A 12972-nucleotide genomic window follows, 5' to 3' on the forward strand; every position below is an offset into this window, starting at 1 on the left:
GCTCGGCGGTTACGAGGTGCCGCCTGCGCCCACCCGTGCCGCCCCAGCGGCACGATTGCCCGCAGTCAGCGGGAACGAGGGCGATGGCGCGCACGACAACGCCCGCGCAGCTCCCCAGCTGCGCGGGCGTTTATTTGCCGTCCGCCGCACCCCCGTCCCCACGGGGTTTCATGGGTGGATGTCCCCGCCCGGACCGCTCTTCCGGGCCTGGGGTCGCCGCTCAGCGCCCCAGCATCACACCCACGGACGACGCCTGTGTGACCACTGCTTCCCAGCCGCCGAAGGCGTACACGAGCAGGGCCGCCAGCGGGAGGACCATCGCGGTCGCCACCAAGGGGTGGCGACGGCCCGGACGGCGGTCGGCGGCGAACGTCCTGTGCTCCCGTGTGCGGATCGCGGTCCGCGGTGCCGTGTGGGCCATGGTCCCTCCTCTGACCTTCTCGTCGGTCTTGCGTTGTGGTTGGCAGCGGCGGGTGTCTGACCTCGGGGGACGAGTGCTGCACCCGCCGCTTGACCTCAAATCTAGGCGCGCGGCCCCTCCGGGTCGTCATGCCCTCGTACCGATTGCCGGGCCTCCCCGAGGATGAGCGGTGACCTGCGACGTACTCCCCAGGGTGGAGACGGGGTCCTAGGTCTCGGGGTCTTCCCGGAAGGGACGTCCGGTCTGCCCCCTGTTGTCACTCGGTCGTCACGCCTGTTGCCACTCGGTCGTCACGCCTGTTGCCACTCGGTCGTCACGCCTGTCGTTCCGAGCCGTCCTCGCGGGGCACCGGCTGTTCGACCAGGGCCAGGACCCTGTTCGCCATGAACCTGGCCGTTCGTACCACCGTTCCATTGCGGGTGACTTCGCTCACTTCCACTACACCTCGGCGTACCGCTGTCTCCACCCGACGGCCCGCCCTGCTCGCGATCACCTCGTAGGTGCGCGTCGTGTCCCCGGCGTCGACGACTATCTCCACACGGTCACCCTTCACGGGTTCAATCCCCCTTCTGTGGCGGGTGGTTGGGATCACAGGCAGCCCAACACCGGCCCGAACTCCTGTTCCCTGACCACCCTTCAAGTTTCCCACCCGGCACTGACAATCGATCGGGTCGTGAGGGCGCGGCCTCTGCGCACGCCCGGCCGTGGAAACGTAAGCTGTGGCTCGTCAGACGGAACGGGCAGCGGGGATGAACATGGCGATGATGCGCCTGAGGCGCGAGGACCCGCGCGTCGTCGGCTCGTTCAGGATCCACAGACGGCTCGGCGCGGGCGGGATGGGCGTCGTCTACCTGGGCTCCGACCGGCGTGGACAGCGTGTCGCGCTCAAGGTGATCCGGCCGGATCTGGCGGAGGACCAGGAGTTCCGGTCGCGGTTCGCGCGCGAGGTGTCGGCTGCGCGGCGGATCAGGGGCGGGTGCACCGCCCGGCTGGTCGCCGCCGATCTGGAGGCGGACCGTCCGTGGTTCGCCACGCAGTACGTGCCGGGGCCCTCGCTGCACGACAAGATCGCCGAGGAGGGACCCATGTCGGCCGCCGACGTGGCCGCCGTCGGCGCCGCCCTCTCCGAGGGGCTCGTGGCCGTGCACGAGGCCGGGGTCGTACACCGGGACCTGAAGCCGTCCAACATCCTGTTGTCCCCCAAGGGGCCTCGGATCATCGACTTCGGCATCGCCTGGGCGACCGGGGCCTCCACCCTGACCCATGTCGGCACCGCCGTGGGGTCGCCCGGGTTCCTCGCGCCCGAGCAGGTGCGTGGCGCCGCGGTCACACCGGCCACGGACGTCTTCTCCCTCGGGGCCACGCTCGCCTACGCGGCGACCTCCGACTCGCCCTTCGGACACGGCAGTTCGGAGGTCATGCTCTACCGCGTGGTGCACGAGGAGCCGCAACTGCGCGGGGTGCCCGACGCGCTGGCCCCGCTGGTGCGGGCCTGTCTGGCGAAGGATCCGGACGAGCGGCCCAGCACGCTGCAACTGTCGCTGCGGCTCAAGGAGATCGCCGCCCGTGAGGCGCAGGGGCTGGCCGACGTACGGCCGCCGGCGCCGCGCGGTGATCCGGACCGGCCCTCGGGGCGGCTCGCGGAGCAGTACGTCGAGCAGCGCACGTTGCGGCAGCCGCCGGAGACCCGTCGGGCGCAGCCCGGTGCGGCGGGAACGCCGTTGCCCCGGACCGGGGGCGGGTCCCGGACCGGTGGGGGCGGCGCTTCGCGGACCGGCGGCGGTTCCCGGCCGGGGGCGCGGCCCGCGTCGGCCCGCAACACCTCGGGGTCCGGGAAGCGGCCCGCTCCGCGCAGTGGTGCGGGGCGGTCGGGGCCCAGGACCAACGGGACCGGGCGGCGGCCCGCCAATCCTCGGTTGCTGCGGCAGCGGCTCTTCGTGTTCGTCGTGGTGACCCTGCTGGCCGCGCTCGGGATCGCCACGGCGCAAGGGTGTCAGGGGCCGCCGCGCGGGCTCGGCGGGGACGACCTCCGGCCGGAACGGGCGGTTGTGGAGTTGCGCGGCGACTGACGGCCGGTCGGCGACGAGAGCGCGGACAACAGGGCTCGGGACCGCTTCTTCGTTGTTCGCTGCGGGTTGTGGAGGGCTGGTCGCGCAGTTCCCCGCGCCCCTTACGGGGCGCACGGTTTTAGGGGCGCGCCGGCTTACGGAGCCGGGCGGCCCGTCGCCACCGCGTAGAACGCCACGGCCGCCGCCGCGCCCACGTTGAGGGAGTCGACTCCGTGGGCCATGGGGATGCGGACCCATTCGTCGGCGGACATCAGGGCCTTGGTGGAGAGGCCGTCGCCCTCGGCTCCGAGCATGAGGGCCACGCGGTCCATACGGTGCGGGGCGGCCTCGTCGAGGGACTTCGCCTTCTCGTCCGGGGTGAGGGCGAGCAGGGTGAAGCCCGCGTCGCGGACCGCGTCGAGGCCCTTGGGCCAGATGTCGAGACGGGCGTACGGGACGGAGAAGACCGCGCCCATGGAGACCTTGACGCTTCGGCGGTAGAGCGGGTCGGCGCAGTCCGGGGAGAGCAGGACCGCGTCCATGCCGAGGGCGGCGGCCGAGCGGAAGATCGCGCCGATGTTGGTGTGGTCGTTGACCGACTCCATGATCACGACCCGGCGGGCGACCCCCAGGAGTTGGTCGGCGGTCGGCAGGGGCTTGCGTTGCATGGAGGCGAGGGCGCCCCGGTGGACGTGGTAGCCGGTGACCTGTTCGGCGAGTTCGGGGCTGACCGCGTAGACGGGGGCCGGGAGTTCGTCGATGACGTCGCGCATGACGTCGACCCACTTGGCGGAGAGCAGCATCGAGCGCATCTCGTAGCCGGCTTCCTTGGCCCGTCTGATGACCTTCTCGCCCTCGGCGATGAACAGGCCTTCGGCGGGTTCGCGCCTGCGGCGCAGCTCCACGTCGGTCAGGCCGGTGTAGTCGCGCAGGCGCGGGTCGTCGGGGTCCTCAACGGTGATGAGATCGGCCACAGGGTGATACTGCCTTGTCCTGGGTGTGGTGCCAACGGCTTGGGACGGGTTGGGTTACCGGTGGTTACGGTTCCGCTCCGCTACGGTCCGGGGGTCGTCCCCCGGGAGTCACGCCTCCGTCCCGGGCCCCACCTTCACGACCTCGCCGATGACGATGACCGCCGGCGGCTTGACCTCCCGCGTCCGCACGGTCTCGGCGACCGTGGCGAGCGTCGCGTCGACCCGGCGCTGGGCGGCCGTGGTGCCCTCCTGGATCAGGGCGACCGGGGTGTCCGGGGACTTGCCGTTCGCCACCAGCGTCTCGGCGATCCGGCCGATCTTGTCGACGCCCATGAGGATCACGAGGGTGCCGGTGAGGCGGGCAAGGGCGGGCCAGTCCACCAGGGAGCGCTCGTCGTCGGGGGCCACATGGCCGCTGACCACGGTGAACTCGTGGGCGACGCCCCGGTGGGTGACCGGGATGCCGGCCGCGCTCGGCACGGAGATCGAGCTGGAGATGCCGGGGACGACCGTGCAGGGGATGCCGGCCTCGGCGAGGGCCTGGAGCTCCTCCATGCCACGGCCGAAGACGTACGGGTCACCGCCCTTGAGACGGACGACCGACTTGCCCTGCTTGGCGTGCTCGATCAGCGCGTTGTTGATGGCCTCCTGTGCCATGAAACGGCCGTACGGGATCTTCGCGGCGTCGATCACCTCGACGTGCGGCGGGAGTTCGGCGAGGAGGTCGCGGGGGCCGAGGCGGTCGGCGATGACGACGTCGGCCTCGGCGAGGAGACGGCGGCCGCGCACGGTGATGAGGTCCGGGTCGCCGGGGCCGCCGCCGACCAGGGAGACCCCGGGGGTGCGGGTGCGGTGGTGGGGGGCGACGAGGGTGCCGTCGCGCAGGCCCTCGACGACCGCGTCGCGGATGGCGGCGGTGTGGCGGGGGTCGCGGCCCTCGGCGCGGGCGGTGAGGACGGCGACCGTGACGCCCTCGCTGTGGCCGGTCGCCGGGGTCCAGGCCGTGGCCTCCTCGGCGCTGTCGGAGCGCACGCACCAGATGCGGTGGCGCTCCGCCTCGGCGGACGCGCGGGCGTTCGCCTCCGGGTCGCCGGTGGCGATCAGGACGTACCAGGCCTCGGCCAGGTCGCCCTCCGCGTAGCGGCGCTTCTCCCAGGTCAGCTCGCCCGCGTCCACCATCGCCTCCACGGACGGGGTCGCCGACGGGGAGACGAGGACGATGTCGGCGCCGGCCGCGATGAGGGCGGGGAGGCGGCGTTGGGCGACCTGGCCGCCGCCGATGACGACCACTCGGCGGCCGGCGAGGCGGAGGCCTACGGGGTAGGCGGGGTGTTCGGCCATGAGGGTGCGGCTCCTCGGGCTGGCGGCGGTGCGGTGGGGGCGCTGCGGCTTTGGAGCGGCCCTGACGTGGAATTTTAGGCTGCGGGTTCGGTGGGTGGCTGAGGTGGGTGGGGTTCCTTTCCCCAGGCCCACCCCTTCCCGAAACCGGGGGCGCTGCCCCCGGACCCCCGACCGTGCAGGCGGGTGGTCGGCTGTGCCCACCCGTTCCGCCCCGCGGAACGACTGCCCACAGCCTGAGCCGGGTCGAAGAAGGACCCGGTCTCCACTCCCTGCTCGCTTCTTTTACTTCTCGGTGACCCCCGCCGAGTCGAACGTCGCCACCTCGTGCATCGCTCTGGCCGCGCTCTGGACGACCGGGAGGGCGAGGAGGGCGCCGGTGCCCTCGCCAAGGCGGAGGTCGAGGTCGACCAGGGGGCGCAGGCCCAGCTTCTGGAGGGCGGCGACGTGGCCCGGTTCGGCGCTGCGGTGGCCCGCGATGCACGCGGCGAGGACCTCGGGGGCGATGGCGCGGGCCACCAGGGCGGCGGCGCCGGCGCTGACGCCGTCGAGGATCACCGGCGTACGGAGGGAGGCGCCGCCGAGGAGGAGGCCGACGATGGCGGCGTGTTCGAAGCCGCCGATGGCCGCCAGGACGCCGATGGGGTCGGCGGGGTCCGGCTGGTGGAGTTCGATGGCCCGGCGGACGACCTCGGTCTTGCGAGCGAGGGTCTCGTCGTTGATGCCGGTGCCCCGGCCGGTGACCTCGGCGGGGTCCGCGCCGGTGAAGACGGCGATCAGGGCGGCCGAGGCCGTGGTGTTGGCGATGCCCATCTCGCCCGTGAGCAGGGCCTTGTTGCCGGCCGCCACCAGGTCGCGGGCGGTCTCGATGCCCACCTCGATGGCCTGCTTGGCCTCCTCGCGGGTCATCGCGGGGCCGGTGGTCATGTCCGACGTGCCGGCGCGGACCTTGCGCGGCAGCAGCCCCGGGGTGGCCGGGAGGTCGCTCGCCACGCCCACGTCGACGACGCAGACCTCGGCGCCCACCTGGGCGGCGAAGGCGTTGCAGACCGCTCCCCCGCCGAGGAAGTTGGCGACCATCTGGGCCGTCACCTCCTGCGGCCAGGGGGTGACGCCCTGGGCGTGGACACCGTGGTCACCGGCGAAGATCGCGACGGCCGCGGGCTCCGGGATCGGCGGCGGGCACTGGCGGGACAGTCCGGAGAGCTGGGCGGAGATGATCTCCAGCATGCCGAGCGCGCCGGCCGGCTTCGTCATGCGCTTCTGGCGCTCCCACGCCTCGCCGAGCGCCTTGGCGTCCAGCGGGCGGATGCCGGCGACGGTCTCGGCGAGCAGGTCGTGCGGCTCGGCGCCGGGCAGGGCGCGGCGGCCGTACGTCTCCTCGTGTACGACCCAGGACAGCGGGCGGCGCTTGGCCCAGCCCGCCTGCATCAGCTCGGGCTCCTCCGGGAACTCGTCGACGTACCCGACGCACAGGTACGCCACGACCTCCAGGTGCTCGGGCAGGCCGAGGGCGCGGACCATCTCGCGCTCGTCGAAGAAGCTGACCCAGCCGACGCCGAGGCCCTCGGCGCGGGCCGCGAGCCAGAGGTTCTCGACCGCGAGGGCGGAGGAGTACGGGGCCATCTGGGGCTGGGTGTGGCGGCCCAGGGTGTGGCGGCCGCCGCGGGTCGGGTCGGCGGTGACGACGATGTTCACCGGGGTGTCGAGGATGGCCTCGATCTTCAGTTCCTTGAACTGCTTCGCCCGGCCCTTCGGCAGCGACTTCGCGTACGCCTCGCGCTGGCGCTGGGCCAGTTCGTGCATCGTGCGGCGGGTCTCGGCCGAGCGGATGACCACGAAGTCCCAGGGCTGCGAGTGGCCGACGGAGGGCGCCGTGTGGGCGGCCTCCAGGACGCGGAGCAGCACGTCGTGCGGGATCGGGTCGTCACGGAAGCCGTTGCGGATGTCGCGGCGCTCGCGCATGACCTTCAGGACGGCCTCGCGCTCGGCGTCGTCGTAGGGGGGCGCGGCCGGGCCCGCGGGCTGCCGCACGTCGTCCCTCACGTCTTCGGATGCTTCGTCCACCGGGGCCGTGCTCTCTTCGGCTGCTGCTGATTCCACTGCTTCCGCTTCCGGCGCCGTCGTCTCGCCGTCCTCCTGGTCGGCGGCCCTGGTGTCGAGGTCCTCGGCGTTCTGGACGACGTCCGGGTGGGCGCCGGCCGCCGCCGCGAGCGGCCGCGGTACGACGATCGTCTCGGCCTCGGAGCCACGCGGGGCGGGGACCATGACCACGTGCTCGCCCTCCCCCTCCGTCGGGCCTTCGGCTGCGTCCGTCTGCCCCTCGGCCGCCGGGAACTCGGCGGGGGCGGACGTCGACCCGTCCACGGGGAGCGCCGAAACCACCATCCCCTGGGGCGGGTTCGGGGCCGGCTGCGCGGCGACCGGCACGGGGCCGTCGGTGGGCACGGGCCGGCTCGCCGGCTGCTCGGTGTCGGCCTCGGCGCCGGGCGCGGGCGCCTGGGAGGTCACCGCGAGGGGTTGGGCGTCGGCGTCGGGCTCGGCCGGGGTCTGGATGACGGCGCCCTGTGGGGCGTCGGCCTGGGCGGCCGGGGCCGCAGGGGCTTCTGCGGCGAGCGGCTCGGCGGACGAGGGGTCCACGGGGGCTGAGGCGACAGACGCCGCGTCCACGGGCGTCGGGTCGGCCGTGGGGGCGGCCTGGCCGGCGGGAGTCGGGGCCTCGCCGGTCAACTCGTCGGCGGGGGCGGGCTCTTGGGCGTTCGCTCCGTCGGTCGGCTGGGCTGCCGCGCCCGCATCCGTGGCCCCCGGCTCGACGATGGCGTCGGGGGTGAGGGGCTGGGAGGGCTCCGACTGCGAGGGGGTCCCGGTGGGCTGCGCCGCCGCGACCTGGTCCTGAGCGGGGTCCTGAGCAGGGGTCGCGTCCTGGCCCTGCGCCTGGGTCACCGTGTCCGCGACAATTGCGTCCGGCTCGGAGGCCTGTGGGTCCTGAACCGTGGGGTGTTGCCCCGCCTGGACGGTCTCCGTCGGCTGGACGCCCTCGGCGAGGGCCTCGGGCGTGGGCTGCGCGGTCTCCGCCGCGAGGGCCTCCTGGGGCAGGGCCTCGGCCGCATCCGGCTCCGCCGACTGGGGCTCCTCGGCGGCCGGAGTTTCCGACTGCTGGGCGCCGGGCTCAGTGTCCGGGGCGGGTGCCGGTGGGACCTCGTCGATCTGCTCGGCCGGGGGCGCGGTGGCGGTCCCCTCGGTCGGCGCGGCGGTCGCGGTCTGCGGGTCCGGTACGTCGGTTACGTCGGCGGAGGCCTGCTCATCGGCCACGGTGGGCGGCGTCTGCTGCTCGGGAACGGTGGGGGCCTGCTCGGCGCCATCTGCGGCAGTCGGCGGCACCGGGTCGGCCTGCGCGGGGGCGGCCCCGGTCAGGGCGTCGGGCTGGGCCGGTGCGGCGTCGTCGACGGGGGTGGCGGTCTCCGCCTCCTGCGCGGCCTGGGGAACGTCCTGCGCCTCGGCGGCGGACTGCGCCGCGATCGGCTCGGGGTCCTGGGCTGCCGGGGGGAAGGGCGTCGCGTCCGGTGCCTGCGCGGCCTCGGCGGGAGACGCTGCCGCTTCAGGGGCCGGGACGGGTGCCTGGGTGGGGTCCTGGGCCTCGGCGGGCTGATCCCCGGCAGTCGCGGCGGCCGGCTCGGGCTGCGGCGCCTCGGCCTCCGGAGCCTGGGTGGCCTCCTCGGCGGCAACGGCCCCGGTCTCGGCCGTCTCCGGTGCCGTGAACGCCGTAGCGGCGGACTCGGGGGCCGGGACGGCGGACTCGGGGGCCGGGATCTGCTCGGCGACCGGCGCTTCGGCGGGCGTCTGGACCTGAGCGGCCTCGACGGCAACCGGTGCCTCGACCGGCTGGAAGGCTTCGACGGGCTGCGGGGCCTCGACCTCGACAGCGGCCGGCGCCTGGGCTGCCTGCGGGATCTCGGCGGTCGCGGCCTCGCCCTCGGCTGCCGGCGCTTCGGCCGCCTCCGGGAGCTGCTCCTCCACGGCACCGGGCGCTTCCGCGACCTCCGGGGCCTGGAGATGCGCCGCGACCGGGGTCCCGACCACGTCGGGGGCGCGGAACTGGGCGACCGCCGCCTCCTGAGCCAGGGCGTAGGCGGCGTCCTGCGCCTGGTGGAGGGCCTCGGGGTCCTGGATCTCCTCCGGGGTCTCCGCGGTCTGCGGAGCCTGCGCCGCCAGGGGTGCCTCGGCCACGGCCACGGAGTGGGGCGTCTCCTGCGGAGCGACCGTTTCTGCAGCCGCTCCCCCTGCGGCGACTCCCGGCGCGGGGGCGGCCTGGGCCGGGGCGCCGACCCACTGGGACACGGGCTGCGGGGGTACGTCGAGGTACTCCGGACCGGTGGTGGCCGGACCGGCGTGGCGTGCGGCACCGGGCGGGACGGGGGCTCCGGCGGGGCCCCGGTCGGCGAGGGAGCGGACCGGGCTGGCGGAGGCGTCGGGCGTCGGCGGGCCGAGGTGCAGCGGGCGGCGGGCCACCGGCGGCTGCGGGACGGGCGTCGCGACGGGGGTGCGGACGGCGCTGAGGTCGTGCGCGCCGCTGTCGCGGCCGGACATCTCGTGCGGGCCCGGCTCGTGGACGACGGGCTCGTGGACGACCTGGACGACGGGCTCGGGGGCGGGCGGCGGCATCTCGTTGCCCCACGCGCCCTGGGCGCCCGGCAGCAGAAGGTCCTCGTCCTCGGCGGCGGTCTCGGAGAGGTAGGTGTACGCACCCGGCGCAGGGACGCCCGGCTGCTCCACCATGCCTGCGCTCTCCGGCTGTCCCTCGCCCGGGACCTGGCCGGTGTCGGTCATGCGTACCCCTCGCCCATCGGTTAGTGCCTCCATGCCAGCTGGCCCGGGAACGGCGCACCTACCGCCCCACTGCTGTGGAGAACGAGCGTGCGTGCCCAGCGGCACGTGACGACCCGCCTGCATGTCGACAAAGCCATTGAAGGGCCATTGTCGCGGTCGTCCCCCCGTCGCGACAGCTTGATCCGCGACGGTCCGCTGTGGACTGCGCCACGTTGCGCGTCCTCCCCGTTCCGCCGTACCACACACGCTCTCAAAACGGGCGCGTTTTTAGGACATTGACCGACGAAGTGCCGGGTGTCGAAGTGCGGTACGACGGTCGGCCAGCCTACCGCGCCGGTACGACAACCGGATCACTGGGAACGGTCGGGCAGGTTCCCGCTGAGCAGGAACGCGACGCTCCGTTCCCTCTCCGTCCAAGCCCTTGTATCGAGTTCGACGGACTGGACGAACTCGCAGCGGACCTCGTACCCGTGCTCGGTCAGGTCGCGTCCGATGCGCTCGGCGGCGGGGCGGGTGAGCGCGTGCGTGACGATGCGCTGCGGGCGGCGGTCGGCGACGGCGGAGACCACCGTCGCTCCCCCGCCGCCGACGCGGACGACATCGGGTTCGGGGAGGTTCTCCAGGACGTGCGGGGCGGCGCCGTGGACCACGTGGAGCTGGACGCCGAAGCGGCGGGCGGCGAGGGTCGTACGGCCGCAGGCCTCGGGGTCGCGGTCGACGGCTATGACGGCGGCGCCGGAGCGGGCCGCCTCGGTGGCGAAGGCACCGCTGCCCGAGCCGATGTCCCACACCAGGTCGCCCACCCGGGGTCCGAGCCGGGCCAGTTGGGAGGAGCGCAGCAGTTCGGCCTCGCCCTCGCCCATGGCGGCGCCGTAGACACCGGAGGGCAGTGCCCAGCCGCGCGGGCCGGTGCCGGGGTCGCGGCCCGCGAGCCAGCCGCCGTTCTCGCCGGCGGTGGCGGGTCCGCCGATGACGATGACGAGGTTGGGGTCGCGCCAGGTGCGGTCGACGGCCTTGTCGGAGCTGAGGACGGTGACCCTCTCGCGTTCCGTGCCGAGTTCCTCGCAGACCACGAAGGTGCGGTGAACCCTGTCGAGGAGGAGGCCGAGTTCGGCGGGTCCGGCGCCGGGCGAGGTGAGGACGGCGACCTTGGCGTGGGCGCGGCACACGTTGACCGCGCGGCGCAGCGTACGGCGGTGGGCGACGACCACCTGGGCGTCGTCCCAGGGCATGCCCGCGCGGGCGAAGGCGGCGGCCACGGAGGAGACGCCGGGGACCACCTCGACCTCCAGGCCGAACTCGGGGGCCCGGAGGGTGCGGACGACGCCGAAGAAGCCCGGGTCGCCGTCGGCGAGGACGACGGCGGTGCCCCGGTGGCCGGCGATGCGGCGGGCGGCCAGGGCGACACTGCCGAGGCGGATGCGTTCGGCGGCCGGGGGCACCTCGGGCAGGGCGAGGTGGTGGGCGGCGCCGGCCACCAGGGTGGCGGCGGCGAGGGCGGAGCGCGCCGCGGCGGTCAGGGGGGAGCCGTCCCAGCCGATCACCGTGACCCGGTCGGCCATCGTCGTCAGTCTCCAGAGGGTCTTCGCAGGTCGTCGGATTGCCCGCTCGGGGTCCCGTGAGAGTACCTGGTGACGGGGTGGGACCCGGCGGCCGGGCGGCGGCCTCCGCGTACCCGTGGGTTGTTCAGTTCCAGTCCGAGTAGGAGCCGAAACCACCGCTGTCGGCCAGTTCCTCGCTGACGCCCTCGATGTCCTCGGGCAGCAGGCTCCAGACGATGAAGTCCGTGCGGATCTCGGTCCAGCCGTCCTCGGCGGTGCGGGCCCGCGCTATGCAGGCGTTGCGCAGTACGCCCTCGCTGATACAGCCGATCTTCTGCGCGACCTGCTGGGAGGCGGTGTTGTCGGCGGCGGTGCGCAGCTCGATGCGTTCGAACTTCTGCTCGCGGAACAGCCATTGGGCGGTCGCGAGGGCCGCTTCGGAGGCGTAGCCCTCGCCGCGCGCCCAGGGGGCGACGACGTACGACAGTTCCGTGGCTCTGACGTGCCAGTCGGTCCTGGTCAGTTGGATGACACCGACCAGGCGCTGGGTGAGGAACTCGGTGACCGCGAGGTCGAGTCCGCGTCCGGAGGTGCGTTCGGTGGGCGCGTACTCGGTGATCCAGGTACGCGCCTCACGTTCGGTGAACGGTTGCGGGACGTCGGTCCAGGCCATCACCTGTTCGTCGTTCATCATCTCGGTGAACGCCTGGATGTCGTCCTCGTCGAACGGGCGCAGAACCAACCGATCCGTGCTGATGGAGATGTCGGGAAAGGTGCTCGTCATGCGCCGCTCCGTAACCTTCGAAAACTTTGAGGGCCTGCTGAACTGCCCAGCATGCAGCATGAAAGCACTGAATCGCACCACAGGGGTCCACTCCCTGTGAGGGAGCGGACCCCATGCGTGGCGATACGCCGTATACGTACGGTCGGATCATGTACGGATCGGAAGGCGATCAGACGGCGGATCGGGAGGCGGTCAGAAGGACGGGATGACGGAGCCGTTGCTCCACTTGTCCTCGATGAACTTCCTGACCTCGTCCGAGGTGAGGAGCTTGGCGAGCTTCTTGACGCGCGGGTCGTCCTCGTTGCCCTCCTTGACGGCGAGGAAGTTGCCGTTGGGGTTGTCCTTGGCGGGCTCGACGGCGAGGGCGTCGTCGGCGGGCGAGAGGTCGGCCTCCAGCGCGTAGTTGCCGTTGATCACCGCGGCGTCGACGTCGTCCAGGGAGCGCGGGGTCTGGGCCGCCTCCAGCTCCTTGAACTTGAGCTTCTTGGGGTTCTCGGTGATGTCGGCGGGGGTCGCGTCGGTGCCGACGCCGTCCTTGAGCGTGATGATCCCGGCGGAGTCCAGGAGCTTGAGGGCGCGGGCCTCGTTGACCGTGTCGTTCGGGACGGCGACGGTCGCGCCGCTCTTGAGGTCGTCCTTGCTCTTGACCTTGTTCGAGTAGAGGCCGAGCGGCTCCAGGTGCACGGTGACGACGGGCACGATGTGGGTGCCCTGCTTCTTGTTGAAGTCGTCGAGGTACGGCTGGTTCTGGAAGTAGTTGGCGTCCACGGAGCCGTCCTCGGTCGCCGTGTTCGGCAGGACGTAGTCGGTGAACTCCTTGACCTCCAGGTCGAGGCCCGCGTCCTTCGCCAGGTTGTCCTTGACGAAGTTCAGGATCTCGGCGTGCGGGGTGGGGTTGGCGGCGACGACCAGTGGGCCGCTCGTGTCGGACGCGCTGTCGGTCTTGTCCGCGCCGCAGGCGGTGAGCCCGAGGGTGAGGGCTCCGGCGGCGAGGACGGCGGTGGTGAGCTTGGCGGTGTTACGCACGAAAAGTGCCTTT

Annotated in this window: 9 protein-coding genes; 1 reads left to right on the plus strand and 8 read right to left on the minus strand. The window is 73.3% G+C overall.

All coding sequences use genetic code 11. The annotated features are described in order from the left end of the window. Positions 1-220: 220 nt before the first annotated feature. Positions 221-421, minus strand: coding sequence for a hypothetical protein (locus L3078_RS08815; protein ID WP_239752496.1), 201 nt, complete (start codon positions 419-421; stop codon positions 221-223). A 313-nt stretch (positions 422-734) separates the two neighbouring features. Further along, positions 735-974 (minus strand): hypothetical protein, encoded by a 240-nt coding sequence (locus tag L3078_RS08820; RefSeq protein ID WP_239752497.1) that lies wholly within the window; start codon positions 972-974, stop codon positions 735-737. Between the two features lie 196 nt (positions 975-1170). Between L3078_RS08820 and L3078_RS08825 the strand changes: the two genes are divergently transcribed. Continuing rightward, positions 1171-2490 (plus strand): serine/threonine-protein kinase, encoded by a 1320-nt coding sequence (locus L3078_RS08825; protein ID WP_239760252.1) that lies wholly within the window; start codon positions 1171-1173, stop codon positions 2488-2490. Between the two features lie 134 nt (positions 2491-2624). On the opposite strand, the gene L3078_RS08830 is transcribed toward L3078_RS08825, so the two are convergent. The 6 genes from L3078_RS08830 to L3078_RS08855 form a co-directional block, all read right to left on the minus strand. After that, positions 2625-3443: a TrmH family RNA methyltransferase gene (locus L3078_RS08830; RefSeq protein WP_239752498.1), complete on the minus strand. Its 819-nt coding sequence runs from the start codon at positions 3441-3443 to the stop codon at positions 2625-2627. A 108-nt stretch (positions 3444-3551) separates the two neighbouring features. Further along, entirely contained in the window at positions 3552-4784 is a 1233-nt protein-coding gene (gene cobA / locus L3078_RS08835; RefSeq protein WP_239752499.1) for a uroporphyrinogen-III C-methyltransferase, read from the minus strand. A gap of 282 nt (positions 4785-5066) precedes the next feature. Beyond that, positions 5067-9608, minus strand: coding sequence for a nicotinate-nucleotide--dimethylbenzimidazole phosphoribosyltransferase (gene cobT, locus L3078_RS08840; protein WP_239752500.1), 4542 nt, complete (start codon positions 9606-9608; stop codon positions 5067-5069). A gap of 350 nt (positions 9609-9958) precedes the next feature. Next, the gene (gene cbiE / locus L3078_RS08845) at positions 9959-11170 is read right to left on the minus strand and encodes a precorrin-6y C5,15-methyltransferase (decarboxylating) subunit CbiE (RefSeq protein WP_239752501.1); all 1212 of its coding nucleotides are present in this window, start codon (positions 11168-11170) and stop codon (positions 9959-9961) included. Positions 11171-11294: 124 nt separating this feature from the next. Next, the gene (locus tag L3078_RS08850) at positions 11295-11933 is read right to left on the minus strand and encodes a GNAT family N-acetyltransferase (RefSeq protein WP_239752502.1); all 639 of its coding nucleotides are present in this window, start codon (positions 11931-11933) and stop codon (positions 11295-11297) included. Positions 11934-12125: 192 nt separating this feature from the next. Beyond that, positions 12126-12959: a MetQ/NlpA family ABC transporter substrate-binding protein gene (locus tag L3078_RS08855; RefSeq protein ID WP_239752503.1), complete on the minus strand. Its 834-nt coding sequence runs from the start codon at positions 12957-12959 to the stop codon at positions 12126-12128. Between the last annotated feature and the right edge of the window lie 13 nt (positions 12960-12972).

Origin of the sequence: Streptomyces deccanensis (assembly GCF_022385335.1) — a bacterium.
Taxonomy (GTDB): domain Bacteria; phylum Actinomycetota; class Actinomycetes; order Streptomycetales; family Streptomycetaceae; genus Streptomyces; species Streptomyces deccanensis.

Excerpts from the sequence above, each read along its gene's own strand:
- L3078_RS08815 (WP_239752496.1), bottom strand. The coding sequence starts at position 421 with ATGGCCCACACGGCACCGCGGACCGCGATCCGCACACGGGAGCACAGG.
- L3078_RS08825 (WP_239760252.1), top strand. The coding sequence starts at position 1,171 with ATGAACATGGCGATGATGCGCCTGAGGCGCGAGGACCCGCGCGTCGTC.
- cobT (WP_239752500.1), bottom strand. The coding sequence starts at position 9,608 with ATGACCGACACCGGCCAGGTCCCGGGCGAGGGACAGCCGGAGAGCGCA.
- cbiE (WP_239752501.1), bottom strand. The coding sequence starts at position 11,170 with ATGGCCGACCGGGTCACGGTGATCGGCTGGGACGGCTCCCCCCTGACC.
- L3078_RS08850 (WP_239752502.1), bottom strand. The coding sequence starts at position 11,933 with ATGACGAGCACCTTTCCCGACATCTCCATCAGCACGGATCGGTTGGTT.
- cobA (WP_239752499.1), bottom strand. The coding sequence starts at position 4,784 with ATGGCCGAACACCCCGCCTACCCCGTAGGCCTCCGCCTCGCCGGCCGC.